22 protein-coding genes and 4 pseudogenes are annotated in these 19,493 nt (G+C 66.9%); 11 read left to right on the top strand and 15 right to left on the bottom strand.

Annotated features, from left to right (window positions below; genetic code table 11):
* Positions 1 to 50: 50 nt before the first annotated feature.
* A complete protein-coding gene (locus tag ACWCP8_RS40135) occupies positions 51 to 350 on the top strand; it encodes a hypothetical protein (RefSeq protein WP_451121451.1) in 300 nt (99 codons plus the stop codon).
* A 112-nt stretch (positions 351 to 462) separates the two neighbouring features.
* Here ACWCP8_RS40135 and ACWCP8_RS40130 read toward each other — a convergent pair whose 3' ends face one another.
* The 5 genes from ACWCP8_RS40130 to ACWCP8_RS40110 form a co-directional block, all read right to left on the bottom strand.
* The gene (locus tag ACWCP8_RS40130; protein ID WP_352272295.1) at positions 463 to 1,911 is read right to left on the bottom strand and encodes a hypothetical protein; all 1,449 of its coding nucleotides are present in this window, start codon (positions 1,909 to 1,911) and stop codon (positions 463 to 465) included.
* 69 nt (positions 1,912 to 1,980) lie between these two features.
* Positions 1,981 to 2,337, bottom strand: coding sequence for a hypothetical protein (locus ACWCP8_RS40125; RefSeq protein ID WP_352272293.1), 357 nt, complete (start codon positions 2,335 to 2,337; stop codon positions 1,981 to 1,983).
* 532 nt (positions 2,338 to 2,869) lie between these two features.
* Entirely contained in the window at positions 2,870 to 3,109 is a 240-nt protein-coding gene (locus ACWCP8_RS40120; RefSeq protein WP_451121443.1) for an integrase core domain-containing protein, read from the bottom strand.
* Positions 3,069 to 3,782, bottom strand: a complete 714-nt coding sequence (locus ACWCP8_RS40115; RefSeq protein WP_451121441.1) for an IS3 family transposase — start codon at positions 3,780 to 3,782, stop codon at positions 3,069 to 3,071. The genes ACWCP8_RS40120 and ACWCP8_RS40115 overlap by 41 nt, the downstream gene beginning before the upstream one ends.
* 1 nt (position 3,783) lies before the next feature.
* Positions 3,784 to 4,002, bottom strand: coding sequence for a hypothetical protein (locus tag ACWCP8_RS40110; protein ID WP_352272300.1), 219 nt, complete (start codon positions 4,000 to 4,002; stop codon positions 3,784 to 3,786).
* Between the two features lie 225 nt (positions 4,003 to 4,227).
* Here ACWCP8_RS40110 and ACWCP8_RS40105 point away from each other — a divergent pair.
* Positions 4,228 to 4,893: pseudogene (locus tag ACWCP8_RS40105) on the top strand (HNH endonuclease family protein).
* Between the two features lie 242 nt (positions 4,894 to 5,135).
* On the opposite strand, the gene ACWCP8_RS40100 reads toward ACWCP8_RS40105, so the two are convergent.
* Positions 5,136 to 6,059, bottom strand: coding sequence for a hypothetical protein (locus tag ACWCP8_RS40100; RefSeq protein WP_451121439.1), 924 nt, complete (start codon positions 6,057 to 6,059; stop codon positions 5,136 to 5,138).
* A 365-nt stretch (positions 6,060 to 6,424) separates the two neighbouring features.
* On the opposite strand from ACWCP8_RS40100, the gene ACWCP8_RS40095 reads away from it, so the two are divergent.
* The 7 genes and pseudogenes from ACWCP8_RS40095 to ACWCP8_RS40065 all read left to right on the top strand — a co-directional run bounded on the left by ACWCP8_RS40095 (position 6,425) and on the right by ACWCP8_RS40065 (position 10,395).
* Complete coding sequence (locus ACWCP8_RS40095; RefSeq protein ID WP_451121437.1) at positions 6,425 to 7,012, top strand: transposase family protein; 588 nt, start codon at positions 6,425 to 6,427, stop codon at positions 7,010 to 7,012.
* A 51-nt stretch (positions 7,013 to 7,063) separates the two neighbouring features.
* Positions 7,064 to 7,267: pseudogene (locus ACWCP8_RS40090) on the top strand (hypothetical protein); the annotation flags it as partial.
* Complete coding sequence (locus ACWCP8_RS40085; protein ID WP_352272280.1) at positions 7,254 to 7,721, top strand: hypothetical protein; 468 nt, start codon at positions 7,254 to 7,256, stop codon at positions 7,719 to 7,721. The pseudogene ACWCP8_RS40090 and the gene ACWCP8_RS40085, both read left to right, overlap by 14 nt.
* 175 nt (positions 7,722 to 7,896) lie before the next feature.
* Positions 7,897 to 8,136, top strand: a complete 240-nt coding sequence (locus tag ACWCP8_RS40080) for a Smr/MutS family protein (RefSeq protein WP_352272296.1) — start codon at positions 7,897 to 7,899, stop codon at positions 8,134 to 8,136.
* A gap of 157 nt (positions 8,137 to 8,293) precedes the next feature.
* Positions 8,294 to 8,613, top strand: a pseudogene (locus ACWCP8_RS40075) (hypothetical protein).
* Positions 8,555 to 9,550, top strand: coding sequence for an aminotransferase class I/II-fold pyridoxal phosphate-dependent enzyme (locus ACWCP8_RS40070; protein WP_451121448.1), 996 nt, complete (start codon positions 8,555 to 8,557; stop codon positions 9,548 to 9,550). Before ACWCP8_RS40075 ends, ACWCP8_RS40070 begins: the two are co-directional and overlap by 59 nt.
* Before the next feature lie 71 nt (positions 9,551 to 9,621).
* Positions 9,622 to 10,395: an MBL fold metallo-hydrolase gene (locus ACWCP8_RS40065; protein ID WP_451121435.1), complete on the top strand. Its 774-nt coding sequence runs from the start codon at positions 9,622 to 9,624 to the stop codon at positions 10,393 to 10,395.
* A 173-nt stretch (positions 10,396 to 10,568) separates the two neighbouring features.
* On the opposite strand, the gene ACWCP8_RS40060 is transcribed toward ACWCP8_RS40065, so the two are convergent.
* From ACWCP8_RS40060 to ACWCP8_RS40045, 4 genes and pseudogenes are all read right to left on the bottom strand, one after another.
* Complete coding sequence (locus tag ACWCP8_RS40060; protein ID WP_451121433.1) at positions 10,569 to 11,420, bottom strand: LysR substrate-binding domain-containing protein; 852 nt, start codon at positions 11,418 to 11,420, stop codon at positions 10,569 to 10,571.
* A gap of 288 nt (positions 11,421 to 11,708) precedes the next feature.
* Positions 11,709 to 11,840: a hypothetical protein gene (locus ACWCP8_RS40055; protein ID WP_451121431.1), complete on the bottom strand. Its 132-nt coding sequence runs from the start codon at positions 11,838 to 11,840 to the stop codon at positions 11,709 to 11,711.
* A gap of 1 nt (position 11,841) precedes the next feature.
* Positions 11,842 to 11,931 (bottom strand): annotated as a pseudogene (locus ACWCP8_RS40050) (bifunctional 4-hydroxy-2-oxoglutarate aldolase/2-dehydro-3-deoxy-phosphogluconate aldolase); the annotation flags it as partial.
* A 264-nt stretch (positions 11,932 to 12,195) separates the two neighbouring features.
* The gene (locus ACWCP8_RS40045; protein ID WP_451121446.1) at positions 12,196 to 13,782 is read right to left on the bottom strand and encodes a N,N-dimethylformamidase beta subunit family domain-containing protein; all 1,587 of its coding nucleotides are present in this window, start codon (positions 13,780 to 13,782) and stop codon (positions 12,196 to 12,198) included.
* A gap of 183 nt (positions 13,783 to 13,965) precedes the next feature.
* Between ACWCP8_RS40045 and ACWCP8_RS40040 the strand changes: the two genes are divergently transcribed.
* The gene (locus tag ACWCP8_RS40040) at positions 13,966 to 14,226 is read left to right on the top strand and encodes a hypothetical protein (protein WP_352272665.1); all 261 of its coding nucleotides are present in this window, start codon (positions 13,966 to 13,968) and stop codon (positions 14,224 to 14,226) included.
* 22 nt (positions 14,227 to 14,248) lie between these two features.
* Here the strand turns inward: ACWCP8_RS40040 and ACWCP8_RS40035 are convergent, their stop codons facing one another.
* The 3 genes from ACWCP8_RS40035 to ACWCP8_RS40025 all read right to left on the bottom strand — a co-directional run bounded on the left by ACWCP8_RS40035 (position 14,249) and on the right by ACWCP8_RS40025 (position 15,996).
* Entirely contained in the window at positions 14,249 to 14,605 is a 357-nt protein-coding gene (locus tag ACWCP8_RS40035; protein WP_352272667.1) for a hypothetical protein, read from the bottom strand.
* 86 nt (positions 14,606 to 14,691) lie between these two features.
* Entirely contained in the window at positions 14,692 to 14,850 is a 159-nt protein-coding gene (locus ACWCP8_RS40030; RefSeq protein WP_352272669.1) for a hypothetical protein, read from the bottom strand.
* Positions 14,851 to 15,060: 210 nt separating this feature from the next.
* Positions 15,061 to 15,996: an SDR family oxidoreductase gene (locus ACWCP8_RS40025; RefSeq protein WP_352272671.1), complete on the bottom strand. Its 936-nt coding sequence runs from the start codon at positions 15,994 to 15,996 to the stop codon at positions 15,061 to 15,063.
* Positions 15,997 to 16,672: 676 nt separating this feature from the next.
* On the opposite strand from ACWCP8_RS40025, the gene ACWCP8_RS40020 reads away from it, so the two are divergent.
* Positions 16,673 to 17,116 carry a PAS domain-containing protein gene (locus ACWCP8_RS40020; protein WP_352272673.1) on the top strand — a complete coding sequence of 148 codons (444 nt, stop codon included), beginning with the start codon at positions 16,673 to 16,675 and terminating at the stop codon, positions 17,114 to 17,116.
* Positions 17,117 to 17,260: 144 nt separating this feature from the next.
* Here the strand turns inward: ACWCP8_RS40020 and frc are convergent, their stop codons facing one another.
* Both frc and ACWCP8_RS40010 read right to left on the bottom strand, forming a co-directional pair.
* The gene (gene frc, locus ACWCP8_RS40015) at positions 17,261 to 18,517 is read right to left on the bottom strand and encodes a formyl-CoA transferase (RefSeq protein WP_451121427.1); all 1,257 of its coding nucleotides are present in this window, start codon (positions 18,515 to 18,517) and stop codon (positions 17,261 to 17,263) included.
* Positions 18,518 to 18,606: 89 nt separating this feature from the next.
* Positions 18,607 to 19,493, bottom strand: an 887-nt coding sequence (locus tag ACWCP8_RS40010) for a thiamine pyrophosphate-dependent enzyme (protein ID WP_451121426.1), incomplete at its 5' end; no start/stop codon positions are given.

Raw genomic sequence — 19,493 nt, 5'->3', positions numbered from 1 at the left:
GTACGACGGCGCGTCCACGAGCAGCCCCTCCAGACGATCCGACCGTACAGATGATCATGCCACCGGAGAAGGGCCCCGCTCAACCTGACAACACCTTCGACACGATTGCGCCGCGGCAGGTAGTACGAAGCCGAGCACAGCCAGCAGAGCGCGCCCTGCGTCTTGAGGCAACGGACCTTGGAGCGTCCTGGACGTATGGTCCAGGAACTCCCGTTGCCACGCTCACCGGCACAGCGGAGCAGCTCTTGCTCCTATTGTGGGGCCGGATGCCCACTTCCCACGATGGATTCAACTGGCGTGGCGACGTCCAGGCTGGCCTGGACATCCTGGCTGGCGCCTTGACGCCCTGAGCTCAGCTGGGGTTATGAGCGGAGCCAAAGGCGGATTGCGGTGAGGGTGACCGTGCCGTGGAACACGAACGCTCGCTTGTCGAAGCGGGTAGCCACGGCGCGGGATGCGCCCTCAGCCGATCGGTGAACGCTGCGAACGGGCTCCGAGACACTCGGCGTTGAAGTTCGCGACGATGTAGTCCCAGACGGCCTTCGCCTCGTCGAAGACGAATGAAGGTTCACCCCGCAGGAAGGCGCTCCAGGCCAGGCGGGGCAGGAGCCAGCCGCGCCACCAGGTGTTCTGTCTGGCCGAAAACATGATCCGGTCCAGGCCGTCGACGTGGCACAGGCCGAAGTAGTGGCCGAGTTCGTGGATCGGCACGTACTTCCAGATCTCGTCCGGGGTGTTGTCGATGAAGGCCGCACCGGAGGCGTCCTGCGCGCTCAGGCCGCAGGCGCTCCGGCGCAGATTGCCGGCCAGGCCTCGCAAGGTGTCCGTGTACCGGAAGACGCCGACGACGACGGGGTGGCAGAGCTCGGCCCGCGCCGCGGTGTCGTCTGCCGTCTTGTCGGTGCGGCCGATGACCTCGATGAGAAACTCGCTCAATGACGAGTTCGCGATGCCTGTGTCGAAGCCGTTGTGGACGATGTGGGGTGCCTCGGTCACCGGGACGGTGGTCCGGTCGAAGCTGAGCATCAGCGCCAGCTCACGGCCCTTCCCCTCGGCCGTGCTGACCTTCTTGTCGAGGGCGCCGTCGCGCATGGGCAGGGCGATGAAGGCCGGGCCCCGCGATCCGCGGGAGCTGAGGTAGGTGTCCAGTTCGTCCTCGGAGATGGGGTTGTCGATCTCGCCGAAGCCGCCTCCGCCGACCACATCCCCCTTCTTCAGGGTCTTGTAGCGCTTGCGGTTCCAGAACCCCTCGTTGAATTCGAAGCCGCACAGCTCGCGCAGGTTGATGCGGCCCTGCTCGTGCAGCACCACGAGATTGGGTACGGCCGGCTCGCGCGGCGAGGGTGTCTCCGAGTCCAGCACGGTGCGGAAGGCCGTGGCGTTCAGCCGCAGCCCGAACGCGCCGTGGTCGAGGCGAATGGCCTCCTTGATCTCGGCGAGGGTGCTGCCGGTGTACGCCGCCTCCAACAGCCCGCGGACGTGCCTCTTCAGCCGTGCCTCGTTGATTTCATCGATGATGAAGCCGACGGTCTCGCCGAGGGGTGCGCGAACGAGTCGGAGGGCTCCCAGGACGACGCCGATGCCGATGCGGAGCAGACCGTCCAGGATGCGGCGCCAGTCGAGAGTGACGATGCCGACGATGACGTCCCACACACCGCCCAGGACGTCCCCGACGATGTCGACGATGGTGGCGACGATCGTGCAGACGACTCGCGTGACCCATTTGCCGACGGTGACCACCACCCACCGCACGACCTTCACCAGATAGGTGACGAACCAGCAGACCCAGCCCCGCGGGTCGTACCAGGGGTACTCCTTGCACTTCTTCTCCTGGCGCTCCTCCCACTCCTCGATGGGCTTGGAGACCTGCTCCTCCACCCATTCCGTTATCTCGGTACAGACCAGGGCCATGGGACATCCTCCTTCCTGGCCTCCCTGCCCGGTGCACCGGCCAGGGATCTCTGCCGCACCCGCGGCCGGTCACGCCCCGCTCATGCGCCGCAGCAGGGCGCGGAGGCGAAGACAACTCCACGCCAGGCCGAGCAGCTTGCCGACGACGGCCGCACCGACACCGACGAGGAGGGCCGTCCCGACCGGTGCCCACGACCAGCCGTGCCGCGAGAGCTGGAGTACGAGGACTGCGGTTGTGGCGACGACGAAGGCCGTCATCCCCACGCCACAGCCGCAGTCGTTGAACAGACGACGGATTGCCTTGGCCGACCGGTCTTGTTCCTCGGCGACCAGCCACGGAGTCCGGACCACGACCTCATCGACGCAAGGGCGTCCCAGCCAGCTCGCGAGCGTGGCCGCCCCCCTTAGGTCATCGATGGACTCCAACGACAGGAGCATTGGGCGACCACCGCCCCTGAGAGAACGGGCGGACGCTGTGGAGGAAGCCTTGACGCGGGCGTCCCAGGTTTCGGGCATGACGCTGACGCCCCCTCAAAGTCGTGCCATTGGAGGAGCGGACGGAGTAGCTCCCCCACAGTGGGTGTACCCGTATTGACACTACGTCACCCTCGCCTGCGACGAGGAGGCCCGTCCGTTCCGCTGGACCTACGACAGAACCCCGCTCAAGGCGGTGTGAACCCTCGCAGGATCAACGCGTCGCTGCACTAGTCCTCTCGTCGGCAGGCGCCGCCGCCTGACCGCCCTGTCCCAGGGTGGCCGCACCAATCCAGACGCCTGAGGCATCTAACTCAATGTGGCGCCTACAAGTGTCGCCCAGCCCTCGATTGCTCACTGAACGCCGACAGCACCTACTCCCCACAATGCGCACCGCCTCCAACACCGCAGGTCAAAGGTCCGCCGTTGCTCTCGAATCCGCGGGTTCTACACACTGTCAATCCCCTCGAACTGTGGAGATCTTCTAAGCGGCCAGCTCCAAGGCGGAGTTGGCTCGATGGTCGTGCTCGTAGTCGATCGGGCTCTGATATCCACACACGCTGTGTAGTCGGTGCGTGTTGTAGAAGCCGGTGATCCAGGTCGCGATTCTCAGCCGGGCCTCGGTGCGGATGGCGAACGTGTGCCGGTGGACGTACTCGACCTTGAGTACGCTGTTGAACGCCTCACTGACGGCATTGTCGAAGCACGACCCGACGCGGCCCATGGACTGGGTTGACGCCCAGGCGCCGGCAGGCCCGGCGGAAGCGCCGGGACCCGTATTCGCTGCCGCGGTCGCTGTGAAAGATCACGCCCTTCACGTCACCGCCGCGGGTGGCCGCGGCCATGTTCAAGGACACCACGACCAGTTCGGCATCATGGCGTGCACCCATCGCGTAGCCGAGCAGCCGACGCGAGAACAGGTCGATGACGGTGGCCAGGTAGAGCTTGCCCTCATTGGTGGTGATCTCGGTCATGTCTCCGCACCACACCTGGTCGGGCGCGTCGGCGGTGAAGTCCCGCCGCACGAAGTCCGGAGCCGCCGGCCGTTTGTCGGGCCGGGTCAGCCCGCGCCGTCGGCGGATCTTGCGTCCGGCCAGGCCGAGTTCGGCCATCAGGCGGGCGACGGTGTTCACCGAGACGCGCCAGCCCGAGCGGACCAGGAGGAGCCAGACTTTCGGGGAACCGTAGGTGCCGCCGGAGCTCTCGAAGATCTGCCGGATCGTGTCGGCCAGCTGTCCGCGCCGGACCTCACGCGCGGTGGTGGGCTTGTCGCGCCACTTGTAGAACCAGGACTCCGACACCCCCAGGACCTGGCAGGCCAGACGGTGCGGGACGCGGTGCTCGGTCCTCTGGTTACCGATGAACGCGGCCAGGGCGGCCGGGTCCGTCCCGGTCACTTCACCCAGAGGACCATGCATCGCTGAGGACATCACGCTCCATCTCCAGCTCGCGTATCCGCTTGTTCTTCTCGCTCATCTCCCGCCGCAGCCGCTCCAGCTCGGCCCGCTCGGCCTCGCGGATCCGGCCACCCGGCGCGGGCCCGGCCGGCCGGTCGGATGACGCCGACCCGTTGCGCCGCCACCGCGAGGAGCTGGGCGCCGTGGCCGCTGAGCTCAACAGCCGCCCACGCAAAACGCTCGGCTGGGAAACCCCAGCCGAGCGCATGCATAAACTGCTCGTGTCCGCCTCACACTGACCCCCGTGTTGCGTCGATCGCTGGAATTCAAGGCTTCGGCCCGGGCGGGGCGCGCTTTTGTCTGTCCGGTACGACTTCCCGCTCTGGCGGGTGACGAGGCAGTGGTTCTCCATCCCGCAGCCGCAGGTGGCCGGTAGCAAGGCTGCATGATCAAGATCTCTGCGCGGGCCCTTGCGGCCGCCGCGCTCTCCGTCCTGCCCCTTCTGGCTGCCTCCCCCGCCCACGCCCAGGCCCCGGCTGAGGTCCTGACCCTGTCGGACGCGATTCAGCGCCTGCCGCTCGCCGCCGAAGCCCGCGACGGCTAGGAGCGCACCAAGTTCAAGCACTGGGTGGACGCAGACAAGGACGGCTGTAACACGAGGGCGGAGGTGCTCAAGGCCGAATCGCGCGTTCCCGTCACTGTCGAACCGGGCTGCAAGATCGTCGGAGGTGAGTGGTACTCGTACTACGACGGCGCCACGCTCACCGCGCCCGGCGGACTCGACATCGACCACATGGTGCCGCTCGCCGAGGCGTGGGACTCGGGCGCCTCGCAGTGGACTGCGGCCCGGCGTGAGGTCTACGCGAATGATCTCTCCACCGAGCGCAGCTTGGTGGCTGTCACGGCCAAGACGAACCGCAGCAAGGCGGACCAGGACCCCAGCACCTGGCTGCCGCCGCTGGCCGACGCACGCTGCACCTACGCCGCGGACTGGGTCTCCACCAAGCTCAGGTGGAACCTGACCGTCGACCAGCCCGAAGCCGACGCACTGGCCGCGCTCGCCGTTGGCTGCGGGCAGCAGCCCATCGAGTACGAGCCCGCCGACGCGTAAATCGATCACGCGCAGCGACACTCCCGCAGCCGAGATGCCTGTGCCCGCATCTGATCCAGATGCGGGCACAGGGCTGTGGCGTGACGATCGGAGTACGGGCGGTGGCCCGGTCGCCCCTGGCCCCGACCAGGTGTCTCACTAACAGCGGCCGGTCCGCCTCCCGACAGATCCCAGGGGGCATGAGGCAGCAAGGCATATCAAAGCACTGGGCAGATCAGTCCGGGCGCCCGCCCCGCATTCTTTTACAGGGAATTAGCCTTCCGGGAAAGAACCCAGACGTAGTACCATTTGCCATTTTCGATCGCGCGGGGGCCGTTCTCGACCCTATCCTTGATTGCACCCCAGAAGGTTCCCGCCGTGGTTAACCCAAGAGTCGTGAGCACTCGCTCCATTACCGACCCTTCCACGGCGATGAGGAGGGCGGCAGTAGAGGCGACCGTAGCGCTAGCTGCGCCCAGCGCCCTCTTTCTCTTGGCAGCGCGAAGGTCAGATGCCATGGCGCTAACCTGGTCCTCGATCTCCAGGCGAAGTTTCGTCAACTCAAGCTGGGACTGTTCAGAATTTAGTGCATCACCCATCGAGAGGAAGCTTGTCCGCAGGAATCCTCGGAACCCCTTGTAGGAATCAAATTCATCGATGGTGATTTTACTGAAATCCCCCATGGTGACACCGTCAATGAATGGAAGGTCGATCTCGAGTACAGGGCGAACCAAGCGGTCCTTCACGGGCTTGGATTCCGAAGGATCGATCAGCCTCCCTCCCCTGATGATGTAGTCGACCGCGGAAACCCGCCTTGGTGGGTGGGAACTTGTTGCCGCACCGGTGTATTCCGTACGTGCGGTGTAGCTCGGTAGATACCAAGCGAGACCGGCCCTGATGATTGGTTCGGCTTCAAGTAGCCAGGTTCCAAGCGCAGTCATGTCTGGGCAGTGGATCCCGTAATGAACGGTTCGCGTGGTGCCCTGTTGGGGCCGACCAGTATCGAAATCGGTCGTGTCGTCGGTTTGGCTTTTTACTCCGATGGGGCAATAGGGGGCGTGTGGCCCGTGCGAGAGTAATAGGGTGTCGGAGACTAGTACGGCGCGCTTCGTGAGCTGTTCAAAATTTCCGATTTCGTCCTGTAATCCAATATTGAAGTTTTTCTTGACGAGCCTTCTTTCGCCCAAGATTTCAGTTCTCCTGAATCCTCCTGGCTCGAATAGTAGTTCCGAGTATGATTTAGCGGCGGCGACTGGATCATTGCGACTGCCCGGGGGGATTTGGTTATAGATTTTTCGCATCTGACGTGCCACGTCTCTGTCCCCGACTGGTTGTGCGCGTCTCCACATATGGACAGTCTCGGGGACACCAGTCCATCACTGCAAGCCTCAAATCGCCCTCCGTTACCGGGACGGATGTCGGCTCTTCGAAATTGGTGGGGGTTTGAGCGCCGGACGGGGCTCCACTGTGGACCCTGACCGATAGATGCCGGCAGCTCTCGTAGATCACGTTGTTGTCGAAGCAAGATGATCACAACAGAAGAGCTACGGACGTGGCAAACGATACGACGCGGTTGTTGGGCCTTGACGGCCTGGCCGTGGTCGGGGTCGCCGACGACACCGACGCGCCGGTGGTGCACCTGGTCACCGCTGGTGAGCGGGCACGCCACTGCCCAGACTGCGGCGCCCGGGCGCGGCGGTCGAAGGGCCGGCGGGTGACCCGGCCGCGTGACCTATCGGTCGGTGGCCGCCGACCACGGCTGGTGTGGGCCAAGCGCCGCTGGCGCTGCGACGAGCCGGCGTGCCAGCGTCGCTCGTTCACCAAGTCGGTCCCGCCAGTACTGCCACGTAAGCGGCTAACCACACGATTACGGGCTGCGGCCGGGGCGGCGGTGGCCGATCAGGGCCGCACGGTCGTCCAGGCGGCCCGCGACTATGCGCTCTCCTGGCCGGTCGTTGCGGCGGCGTTCAACAGTCACGCCCGGGCGGTGCTGCTGGCTCAGCCCGAGCCGGTGCAGGCGCTCGGTATCGACGAGATCCGCCGAGGCTGGCCGAGATGGATCCCCGACGAGGCCACCGGGATCTGGCAGACCGCCGTGGACCGTTGGCACGTCGGCTTCGTCGACCTGTCCGGCAAGTAGGGCCTGCTCGGGCAGGTCGAAGGCCGCACCACCCAGGCGGTCATCGCCTGGCTGGCCGAGGAATGGCAGTCGGAGCCCGCCCCCATCCGCTCCCGCCCGGACCGGGACGCCGTGCTGGCGGATGCCCGAACCCTGCTCGACCGGTACGGGCCCACCGCGCGCTACTGGACCAACGCGACGGCCGCCGCCACTGACCCGGCCCCGGACTTCCTCGCAGCAGGCCTCCAGGGCACGGAATCCCGTGGCTTCCTCACCACTTGCGTACGCCCGCTCCAGGCTGGTCTCGGCTTCGGCCGCCGCGGGCCCCTGTCCCCCTGTCGACGGTGTCACCACCAGCGTGACGGACATGGACGCCCTCACCGCGGACATCGTCCACGCCCGCCGTTTGGGTTTCACCGGGAAGTTGTGCATCCACCCCGCCCAGATCGCTGCGGTGACGGCCCACTTCACCCCTACCGAAAGCAAACAGCGGTGGGCGCGTGCCGTGGTCACCGCCAGCGACTCCCCGTCACCTTGGTCGACGGGGAGATGGTTGACAAGCCCCTGCTGGAACGGGCTCGCCGAATCCTCTCCGCCGCCGATCGCTGAGGTCGAGCCGCACCGCGCAATCGCCGACGCCGCGGCGCACGCCAAGGTGGGGTACTTCGTCTACGGCTCGGGCGGCCCCCCGTCATGCGGGGTGGCCGTCGGGGTGGTGGTTGATCCATGACAGGCTGCCGACGTCGAGGCGGTGGCGGGCTCGTGCGCGTACCTCGGGACGCGCCACGCGACCGGTGACGTGTCGGAACCTACGGCCGGCGCCCGGACGGTGCCGCATAGCCTTGGCCAACAAGCCGCGGCCTTCCACGCCGCCGGACACAACAGGAGGCTCCGCGTTGATCACCGTGGATCTGCACCCGATCTTCCGCAACAACCGGGACATCGAACTGGCCCTGCGCCAGGCCATGTTCAAGGCAGCGCGCAGCGGCGAAACCACCATGGAGATCATTCCGGGCAAGGGCTCGGGCAAGCTGAAGAAGCGTGTGCTCGCGTTCCTCAACCAGCCACACATCAAGAAGCTGTACGAACGTTTCGAGACGAACCCGACCAACGACGGCAGGATCGTGGTCCATCTCAAGTCGTAAGAGCGGGCAGCCCCATGAGAGAGCGGCGTCGCGCCCGAACGCCATACGGTGATCCTCCACGGCGTCACGGACGGCTCGGAGGACTCTGGGCTCTCGCCGTAAGTGGAACAATCCGTATGTGGATTCATAGCTCAGCTCATCACCTCCCGTCGCTGACGTGCCGCGTGGCCGCTACGTGCGCCGTTTGCCGAGTTCGCTCACTGAGTTCGCCGGTCCTGTGCATGGCCGCGTCGAGTTGCCACTGCACGTCGTGCGGTCGGGTCTTCGTTCCTACGACCTTGACCGCCCCGTCAGCGGATGAGTCTTTACCGCACCATTCCGACGGAGGGGCAGCGCGCCGACGTCGTCGCCTCCCTCGATCGCGACCTGCTGCTCGCCCAGTGGTCCGTCCTACGCACACTTGTCAGCAAACGCATTCGTGTGGTCCGGGAAAAGGCCTTTCCCGAGCTCGTCGACAGGGCATCGGTCCCGGAGTAAGCCTCACCCAAAGGCGCATTACGAAGGGGCCGCAGCACGTGGAGAACCGCCTGGCGCAGCTACGAGGCGTACCCGATCTCATCGGCATCGCGGACGCGCAGGCCGTCCCCGTGCCCCCCCTGGACCACGCGTACCTTCACGACTGCGACGCCATGCTCGCCGCGATCACCCCCGGATCTCCGCGGTCCTCGTGTGCGCTCCCAACAAGCCCACCGGAACGACCCTGCCCCCAAAGCAACTGCGAGCCTTGATCACCGCGATACCCGGCGACGTCCTCATCCCGCTGGACCGGGCTTACCAGGAGTTCGACCATATGGAGACGGACGTGGCGGCCCTGGTCGCCGAGCACCCGAACGTCATCGTCTTCAGAACCCTCTCCAAGGCCTATGGGCTGGCGGGCCTGCGGGCCGGCTACGCCGTCGGCTCGCCCGAGGTGATACGGGTGGTGCGCGAGACCGCTCCGCCGTTCGGCCTGAGCGCCGCGGCAGAGGCCGCCGCGCTCACGGCCTGGGCGGACCTGGAACACACCCGGCTCATCGTGAACGCGGTGACCGCGTGCCGCGAGGACCTCCGCCGCGTTCTGAGCGCCCGGGGCCTGCCCACCCCCGACGCGCGCGCAACTTGTCGTACGTGCTCGGCTTGCGGCGCAGCTCGATGCAGTGCGCCAGCCGTACGGCAGCCACTCGGAGAGCCTGGCGGAGCGGGTAGGCGTCGGGATGGACGCCACCAGATGTCGGCGTGGGAGAACACCGCTTTGCCGTTGTGGTCGAACAGCCAGCCGCAGTGGTCGGAGTGCGGTTGGGTGCCGACGGGTGCTGCGTGCTCTTTGGAATGGCATCGCCAATGCCGCTCTATCGCCCGGAAGGGCCCGATACCTCAGGGGTATGGGGCCTTCGGAACAGGTATTGGACACTCGGGTACGGGCGCCAGAGGATAGCTCGCATGTCACCTCTTCCCATGCCCTCCGCCTGGGCGGGGCCTCTCCCCGAGGCCGCGCCGCCAGCTGACATGGCTATCTACCAGTTGCCTACGGGGACCTACGAAACCAGGGCGGTCTTCGCGTTCAAAGGCGGCTCATTCCGCGAAAAGCGCAATTTCGCTGCAACGTCGGTATTGGTGCAGCACCCCAAGGGTGATCTACTGATCGATGCGGGTTTCGGCTCCCAGGTTGCGGCGCACATGCAGGCTCTCCCGCGGATGGAGCGCGCTCCGCACCAGTTGGCCCGGACCGTGAGCGAGCAACTGAAAGCCAGTGGCTACGACCACGGCAGGCTCCGTGGTGTGCTGGTAACGCATTCTCACTGGGACCACGTGAGCGGTCTCGACGATCTCCAGCTTCCCATCTGGATCAATGACGGCGAACTGCAATATGCGGGTGAAGGTAAAGGCGGAAGAGTTTTCCGCGAGGTCTCCGCAAGTCACAAGTTGCACCGATATCAATTCAAGACCGCACCCTATCTTGGCTTTTCGTCGAGCTTCGATGTTTATGGCGACGGCTCGATAGTCGTCGCCGCCGCTGGTGGCCACACCAATGGCTCCGTAATCGTCTTCGTCACTTTGCCGACCGGTAAGCGGTACGCCTTCATCGGCGATTTGACCTGGCAACTCGATGCCATCCGCCGTCGTGCCGAGCGGCCCCTCATGATGCGCATGCTCGCCGACACTGATCCCCAACTGGTGCGCGAGGACATGCTTCGTATGATCGCACTCGCGGACACCATGCAAATCGTCCCGTCCCATGACGTTTCTGCATACGACGGGATCCCGAAGCTGCTCAAATGATCAGCACCAACCCCGACTCACCGGCGCTCGGTGGCGTCTCAGTTGTTCAGCGTCAACGTCCGGACCCGGAGCGCACCAGGTTCCATGCCGTGCAGCGACGAGGTGGCGACCTCGTCCGCGGCTAGACCGCGATCACGCTGTGCCTGAGCAGACGCGCCGCGAGAACCTGCACTTCATTCGCGGTAGGCGGCCTCCGCGATCTGGACGAACGACCGGATCAGCGGGTTCGTGTCCCCCTTGTTCCACGCCGCCATCACGCGGTTCGGCGGCATGTCGATCAGCGGTGCCACGACCAACTCCTCATGTTGGCCGTGCCCGATCAAGGTCATCCCGACAGTACCGTTCCAGAGCACCGCCTGCATGCACTCCTGGACGGCCCGCACCACCGGACCCTCGCGAGGCTCGCCGCCGTTCCAGTACGACTGCCAGGCTGGGTCGGTACCCTCCGGGAACTGGAACCAGCGGCGGTCAGCCAGGTCGGCCAGTTCCAGGCTGTCGCGGTGGGCCAGCGGGTCGTCGGCGCGCAGCAGTGCTCCCACCGGATCCGCGCGCAGCTCATGCACGGTCAGGCCCTTCTCGTCGAACGGCCCGCGAGTCAGGGCGACGTCGACCAGCCCAGCGCGTAGCCCACAGGTCGGATCGGTCAGGTCGGTCTCGCGGATGCGGACCTCGACTCCCGGGTGCTCTCGGCGATACGCCACGGCCAGCCGCATCACGCCCGGGTCGGCGCTGTCCGCCAGCATGCCGATGGTGATGGCCGCGGTGCCGGCCACCGCAGCCACGCGCACGCGCATCTGGTCGGCCTGGCGAAGCAGGGTGCGCGCCTCGTCCAGCATCGTCGCGCCGGCCGGGGTGAGCGCCACGCCGGTGGCGGAACGGTGCAGGAGTACAACGCCGAGGTCCGTCTCCAGCCGCTGGATCGCTCGGCTCAGCGGCGGCTGGCTCATGTGCAGCCGCGCGGCGGCCCGACCGAAGTGGCATTCCTCGGCGACGGCCACGAAATAGCGCAGCGTGCGTAGCTCCATGACCGGCGACTATATCCGTACGGTATCGGTGTCGCCGTCGCTCGCGGGGTCTACCCCAGTCCGCTCGGCGAAGCCCCGGCCGCCCTCGCGGTCGCCGTTGTCGAGCGACGTTTCCAGCTTGCAGGTAGGCGAACTTACGCAGCGTGCACGGCGGGCACGATCTCCTCGGCCCACCGGGCACGCGCCGTCGTCTGCTCGTCGGCTGTTCGGCGACACGGGTGTCTGTTATTTCATCGAAAAGGCTGCAGATGGTTGCGATATCGGAAGGGGCCAGTCCGCCGGCAGTGGCTACAGCGCGTCCATGAAGTGCTTGGCGCGCTCGGTGATGGTGGACCAGTCGGCGGCGGCGATGGCGGAAGCAGGCACATACGGCCTGGGCTCCTGCGGCCAGGAATTGGGCGGCGTTGGCGCTGTTGACACCGCCTGAGGCGACGAGGGGGACGCCGGGGTAGGGGCCGGCAAGGTCCTTGAAGTAGCGGGGGCCCAGGGAATGGGCCGGGAAGATCTTCACTGCGGCGGCGTGGAGGTCCAATCTGGAATGTTCAACGTGCAGACCCGGTCCTGGCACCGAATGTGCGCGGGCGCCGAACGGCCGACGGTGGCTCTCCCGGCGTGGTCGTCCCGGCAACCGCCGGGAGTTGGCCGGTCCATGTGAAAAGAGATCCTCGACGTCGTCCTCTTCACCTTGGACGCTGGTGACGGCGTGGGCCGGGCCGCCTCGCAGTTCCTCCCACAGGTATGCCGTTCCCGACCAGCCCTTCCCGGCGGGACGTCATCAGCGACGACCGAGAAGTTCGGGGTGCGATGGGTAGAGGGCGCTCGCATTCTCCCGGGGCCTCGGCCGGTTCCTGCCGCACGGGCCCTCCGCGAACGCACGGATCAGGTTCTCCGTGGTGCGGGTGACGAACAGTCCGGTGCGTGCGTCCATGCCATGGTTGCGGCCGTTGTCCTGAGTTCCGGCCATGAGGGCCTCAACCCATCGCATCGTCCCGGAAGCGAAGACGCCCGCTCCGCTGGGGACGGTGTAGTACGCGGAGTCCGCATGGCTTGGCGCACCCTTGTAGAAGAGAGGTGAGTGCGCAATGACCTCGAGCGGCGCCGGGGTGGGCATCCCCGGGGTGACCCGGTCATACTCCACCCCGACCAGATGGTCGAAGGAGTCCCCCCGTCTGACCCCGGTCCCTTCGAAGAGCCAGTGATCGTCGGCGTGGACCACATACGGAGCGTCGACCGGATAGCCCTCGTAGAGGACGCCGGTCAGGGAGGATTCGGGGTCGGCTCCGGGCTGCCGTCGGAAGTCATTGGTCGGCATGGTCGGATGGTCGGTCAGGTACGGGTCCGCCCGGTAGTCGGTTTTGTAACAGACCACTGTGCGTGCGTCGCCGGTGGGTCCCCGCTCCAGCCTGATCCGGCGGAAGCAGGCATTGGCACCGAGGAAGGCCACATTGGTACCGGAGTCACGAGCCCGGGTCACGTGGTCCCGTTGCTGTTGGCTCCAGTACTCGTCGTGCCCGAGGGAGAGCGCCGCGTGCGCGCCGTGAAGCACGCCGGGTTCGCGGTGGACGTCCACCCCCGTGGTGTAGGCGAGCGGAATTTCCAGCCGCTCCGCGAGAACCACTACCGCCCTCTCGTAGGCCATGAACTTCTCGGCGCCGCTGCGGTCATAGGGCCGGTCGAAGCTGACCGCGAGCGACCGTGTCCCGTACGCGCCGTCCTCGCCGTGATAGAGGCTGTACCCGCCCCATGCGTTGTATGCCTGCCAGGTCGACACCGCGTGCATCAGGACGGTCCTGCCCGCGCCGGACGCCGAACGGACGATCAACGGCACATAGCGCTGGTGCCCGTTGTCCGCTTCCAGTCGAAGCAGATACGCCCCCTCCGGCCAGCCGTCGGTACGTACGCCGAGCGTGCGGTTCCAGTCGGCCCGTACGGTACGAGTGACCTCCAGCAGGCGGCGCCGGGCCTGAACCGATCCGGCGATACGGGGCGAACGCCACACCAGGCGCGCCTGCTGTCCCCCGTACCAGCCGACCCGGAAGGCCGAGACCCGGAAGCCGGAAGCGGTCGTGGACACGTACAAACCGAACTCCTCGCCCGGCAGCACGCTGCATCTGTCGGTGTATCCCTGGACAGCCTCGGGCGTTCCCTCCGAACGGATACGCCAGTCGGGGTTTCCCGCCCGCGTTCGCTCACCGTCCCCGATGAACCGGGTGGAACCGGGCGAGGCGGTCTCGGTTCCGGGCCCCTTGGGGCCGGAGGAGCGGCAGCCGGCCGCCATCGCACCGGCCACAGCAACGGCGAGAAAATGCCTGCGCTCCAGACGACCGAGCGCCTCTGCATCCTGCCTTCCGGCCCGCTCCATGTCATCCACCACGTGTTCCCGCCGCGACACCGTCACAGCCCATCGTCACCCGCCGCGCACCCGCGGACGAGCCGAATCGGGCACACGGGTGCGACTGTGGGGCTTTCGTCCCGCCTCATCATGTGGCCTGCCCTGATGTCGGCGGACGTGCGGTGCGCGACGAGTGAGTAGTTCATTGGTGGAGTGGTGGCGGATGCCGGCGCGGCGCCGCAGGAGCGCGGCGTGCCGGTGGTCAATTCGGCTCCGGGCGGTTACGCCTTTCATTCCGAGCCCGTGGGCGCACTGGTTGAGCACCGGCCCCGTGCCTTCCCAGACGTGGGGTTCGGGGTTGTCCAGTCAGCCGTCACCGCCGCATTCCTGGACGCACAGCAGGTCGAGGTCGTGCTCAGCGAGCATGGCGATCTGCTGCTCGGCGGGGTCGCCGCTGCCTCGTGGATGTTTTAGGCGCTGATACGTAGCTGGGTGCTCAGGCCGGGATGAGGTCGAGGTCGAGAGTGGCGGAGACAGCACAGTGGTTGCTGAAGCCCTGCTCGGTGGGCTCGGTGTGGACGTCGTACGACACGAGGGCGGGGGCGAGGGCGGGGCTGAGGAGGATCGGGTCCTGGCGCCGTTCGACGTCAGTGTGTCCGAAGCCTCCGGTGGGCCGGTCATCGCCCAGTCGGTGGGCGGCATCGATGAATCCCGCATCCTGCAGCAGGTTCGCTGCAGTGCGGTCGGTCCGCAGGCCGCCGTGCTCGTCCTGGACGCGCTGGGTGCGGTGCGGAGGGGGAGGCAGCGGGGCTCCAGTCCGGCTGCGGGTGGCCGAACCCGAGCATGTTGCCATCACCGACCACCAGGGACAGGCGACCGGGTGCGGCGAGAGTCTGCAGCGGCTCAACCTCTGCTGCGCGATGCTCAGGCGAGAACGGGTCAGGTGAAGGTGACGGATGCTCCACGCCGTGCTCTGCCCGTCGAGTCGTGCGCCGGCCCAGCCAAGAACGTGGAGGTGGCGGTCAGCGGCACGACCCGGGCGCGCGGCAGCCGGATCGCGCCCACGCGCTCCGGCGCGGCCTCCTGTTCGATCGCCACCTGTCCACCCCTTCCGACTCTGCCGCAGCAATTGCCTACACCTCGCCCCGAGCCGCGGCCTTGGTGCGTGATGAAGGGGTGCCGAGGGGAAGATATCGGCGACGAGTCGTGACACCGCGCCCAGCCGCCCGGAGCGACCGATGGCCCGCTCACGGGCCGGGGCGTTGAACTGCTACTGCTGTTAACGCCCCGGCCTGTGAGCGGTGGCCGTCATCGATACCCGGTCGCGTCCGCCGGCTTGCCGGCGTTGTCGACCTCGACCAGGTAACGCCAGCAGTCCGGGCGCGAGCCGTCGAGGTCGGTGAAGCCGTATTCCTGTGCGAGTTGCCCGCTGGACAGCGACTGGCCGTTCCAGCGCGCGCCGTCGGAGTCGCCGGCCAGCGCCGCGACCGCGCGTCCGACGTACGACGGGCTCTCCGAAATGCAGAAGTGCGGCACCGTGGCCAGCGCGTCGCGCCAGTTGTCCTCGGTGACCCCGAACGTGTCGAGCATCATCTCCGAACGCAACCATCCCGGGGTGAGCGCCACCGCCGTCCCGCCATGCGGCTTCAGCTCGTGCGCGAGCACGAACGCCATGCGCAACACGCTGTTCTTGACCAGGTCGTAGAAGTACGAGTTGCGATAGTGCTTTCCGTTGTATGCGGACGTCCCGTCGGTCATCTCGACCACGAGACCGCCCGGTCGACGCACCAGCAGCGGCAGCACGAAGTGGCTGGTGATCGCGTGGGTCTCCACGCCCAGTCGGAGCAGCCGCAGTCCGTTGTCGAGGTCGTGCTCCCACACCGGCTTGTCGAACGCGAACAGCCGCTCTCCGCCCCAGACATCGTTGACCAGCACGTCGAGCCGCCCCTGCTCGGCGTCGATGCGCTCGGCCAGCGCACGGACCTGCTCGGGCACCAAGTGGTCGGTCGGCACCGCGATGCCGGTTCCGCCCGCGGCGGTGACGAGCTCCGCAGTCTCCTCGATCGTCTCGGGCCGGTCGTACTCCGAGCGCCGTTCCCGAGTCGTGCGGCCGGTGACGTAGACCCTCGCACCCGCCGCGCCCAGCTGGACGGCGATGCCGCGCCCGGCTCCCCGCGTGGCCCCCGCGACCAGCGCGATCTTTCCGTGGAGGTCCGGTGCCGATGTGTCGGGCATGAATCCCATTGAGTTCCTTATCTATCTGCACGGCCTGGTCCACGTCCGTCATCGACGCCGACCGGTGACATCATGCTTGACCCAAAACTCGACACCTTGTGTCGTATTTTTTCACCCGTCTCACGGACGCCACAGAAGTGACCACGCCGGATGCCACACACAGCGACGACGGCTTCGCCTACCCTCTCCCGTGCGCTGGCGGACGAGAGGGTAGGCGGACTACAGACACCGGTCGGAGCAGGGCTACTGGCGGGTGTCGCCTCCGACGCGCAGCCCCGCCAACTCACACGCTGATCCGCGGGCCCAGTGACCGCATACGTTTCCCGAGTTCCGGATCAGGGTTCCTGGCATGAAGTACATGGTGCTGTTGTGCGCCAATCCCGCAGCGACTGAAGCGGGTCAAGCTCGGCCGGCAAGCGGCGGTGACGCCCGGGAAACTCAACTCCAACTCGGCGAGGTCCCGTGCGGCCCGTTTTAGGGGACCGGTTGACCGGTGTGCGCGAGCGGATCCAGACACTTCGGGCTCAGGGACTCATTCAAGGCGCCCAGGTTCCCGAATTGGTCAGGTTCGTCAACTGCACGACAGCTACTCTTCGTTACTTCTCAGATCACCTCTAGATGGGGAGATTGCATTCAGTATACTTACGACTGGCCGTACACCCCCATCGCGCCACCCGGAGGAGCCATGACAGTCCCGCACCCCGAACTGCTCGCGCACATGACCATCCACGCGCCCGACGGCATCGTCATCGTCGACAGCGAGGGGCTCATCCAGTTCTGGAACAGCGGCTCGGAGCGGATCTTCGGGTGGAAGGAGAGCGAGGTGCTCGGCCAGAGTCTCGACCTGATCATCCCCGAGCGGCACCGGCGCCCGCACTGGGACGGCTTCCACGCGGCGATGGCCAAGGGCACCACCCGCTACGGCGCGAGCGATCTGTTGACCGTGCCCGCGCTCAAGGCCGACGGGTCGAGCCTGTCGATCGAGTTCAGCGTGTGCCTCCTGCCGGATCCGCAGGGCGGCGCCGGGCATGTCGGCGCGGTCATCCGTGATGTCACCGCGCGCCGCGCCCAGGAGAAGGAGCTGCGCCGCCGCCTCGCCGACGCGAACGTCCGCGCCACGACCGTGTGAAACGCGGCGCATCGCGAGGAGGGCAGGGAACCCCGGGTTCCCTGCCCTCCTCGTTGTTCCGGGTCCGCACACGCGGGTGTCCCGCGCGCTGGTCGCGCGCGGGACATCCCCCTCTGTTCCCCCTGTCACCAGGCGGACACGGCGTCAGGCGACGACGGAACCCTCGTGCAGCTTACGGATGGCGTCCGCGTCGTAGCCCAGGTCCGTGAGGACCTCGTCGGTGTGCTCACCGAGCAGCGGCGCACCCTTGATGTCCGGCTTGAACCCGGAGAACTTGATCGGGCTGCCCACCGTCAGGTACGTGCCGCGCTTCTTCTGCTCGACCTCGACGATGGTGCCGCTCTTGCGCATGTCGGGGTCCTCGGCGAGCTCCTTCATCGACAGGACCGGGGCGCACGGCACCTCCCACTTGCGCAGGATGTCGACGGCCTCGTACTTCGTCTTGTCGGCGAGCCACTTCTCGATCTCGCCGAAGATCTCCATGATGTGCGGCTGGCGCGCCCGGGCGGTGCTGTACTGCGGGTCATCCTTCCACTCCGCGTGGCCGATGGCCTCGCAGGTACGGGCCCAGTTCTGCTCCTGGACCGTGAAGTAGATGTACGCGTTGGGGTCGGTCTCCCAGCCCTTGCACTTGAGGATCCAGCCGGGCTGGCCGCCGCCGCCCGCGTTGCCGCCGCGAGGCACGGCCTCACCGAACTCGCTGTGCGGGTACTGCGGGTACTCCTCCAGGTAGCCGAGCTTCTCCAGGCGCTGCTGGTCGCGGAGCTTGACGCGGGTGAGGTTGAGGACGGCGTCCTGCATGGAGACCGAGACCTTCTGGCCGAGCCCCGTCTGGTCGCGCTGGATGATCGCCGTGAGCAGGCCGATCATGAGGTGCATGCCGGAGTTGGAGTCACCCAGCGCGGAGCCGGAGATCGTGGGCGGGCCGTCCCAAAATCCGGTGGTCGAGGCGGCGCCGCCGGCGGCCTGGGCGACGTTCTCGTAGACCTTGAGGTCGTTCCACTTCGAGTCGTCGTTGAAGCCCTTGACCGAGCCGAGGATCAGGCGCGGGTTCAGCTCGTGGATGTAGTCCCAGCCGAGACCCATGCGGTCCATGGCGCCGGGCGCGAAGTTCTCGACCAGCATGTCCGACTCGCGGATCAGCTTCTCCATGACCTCCTTGCCCTCGGGCGTCTTGGTGTTGATCGCCAGCGAGCGCTTGTTGGAGTTGAGCATGGTGAAGTACAGGGCGTCGAGGTCCGGGATGTCCCTGAGCTGCTGACGGGTCACGTCGCCGCCGTTGATGCGCTCGACCTTGATGACGTCGGCGCCGAACCAGGCGAGCATCTGCGTACAGGCGGGGCCGGCCTGGACCCCGGTGAAGTCGATCACCTTGAGGCCTGCGAGCGGCTGTTCACTCATGTCTGAGTCCTTCTCGTGATGGGTTGTGCGGTGAACCGCGGTAGTGCTTGCTGATGTTGAGAGGTGGCTTGCCAGGTGTGGTGGGCGGGTCACTTCTTCGACGGCACGATGTTGCCGACGGTGATGCCCTTGGGGTTGAGGTGTGCGATGTGACCGCTCTCCGTGCCCGCGCCCGGGTCGATGGCGCAGTCGATCAGGGCGGGGCCGCCCGCGGCGAGCGACTCGGTGAGGGCCGCGGTGACCTCGGCGGGGGTGGTGGCGCGGTAGCCCTTGCCGCCGAACGCCTCGATCATGAGGTCGTGCCGGGCGGACAGCATCAGGGTGGTGGGCGACGGGGCGTCGTCGAGGGGGTTGACGTCGTTTCCGCGGTACACACCGCCGTTGTTCATGATCACGGTGGTGACGGGGAGCTGGTACCGGCAGATCGTCTCCAGCTCCATGCCGCTGAACCCGAAGGCGCTGTCGCCCTCGACGGCGATCACTGGCTGGCCGGTCTCCACGGCGGCGGCGATCGCGTAGCCCATGCCGATCCCCATCACACCCCAGGTGCCGACATCCAGGCGGTGGCGCGGGACGTGCATGTCGATGACGTTGCGCGCCATGTCGAGGGCGTTGGCACCCTCGTTGACGAGGTACGCGTGCTGGTTGTCGTGCAGCACGTCGCGCACGGCGCGCAGCGCGCCCATGAACTGCATCGGGTGCGGATCGGCAGCCAGACGCCCGGCCATCTTCTCGACATTCTGCGCCGAGCGCGCCGCGAGCTCCTCGCGCCAGGCGGTGGGCGCGGAGATCTGCCCCGGCTTGGTGCGCTCGGCCAGCACCTCGAGCACGGATCCGACGTCACCGACGAGCGGCGCCGCGATCGGCTGGTTACTGTCCAGCTCCCTGGGCTCGATGTCCACCTGGATGAACTTCGCGTCGGGGTTCCACTGCGGCGCCTCCCCGTGCCCCAGCAGCCAGTTGAGGCGGGCTCCGA

The sequence above is a fragment of the Streptomyces sp. NPDC002206 genome (genome assembly GCF_053593595.1).
Note: the sequence above shows the minus strand (reverse complement) of the source record. Positions and strands in the feature narration are given on the sequence as shown.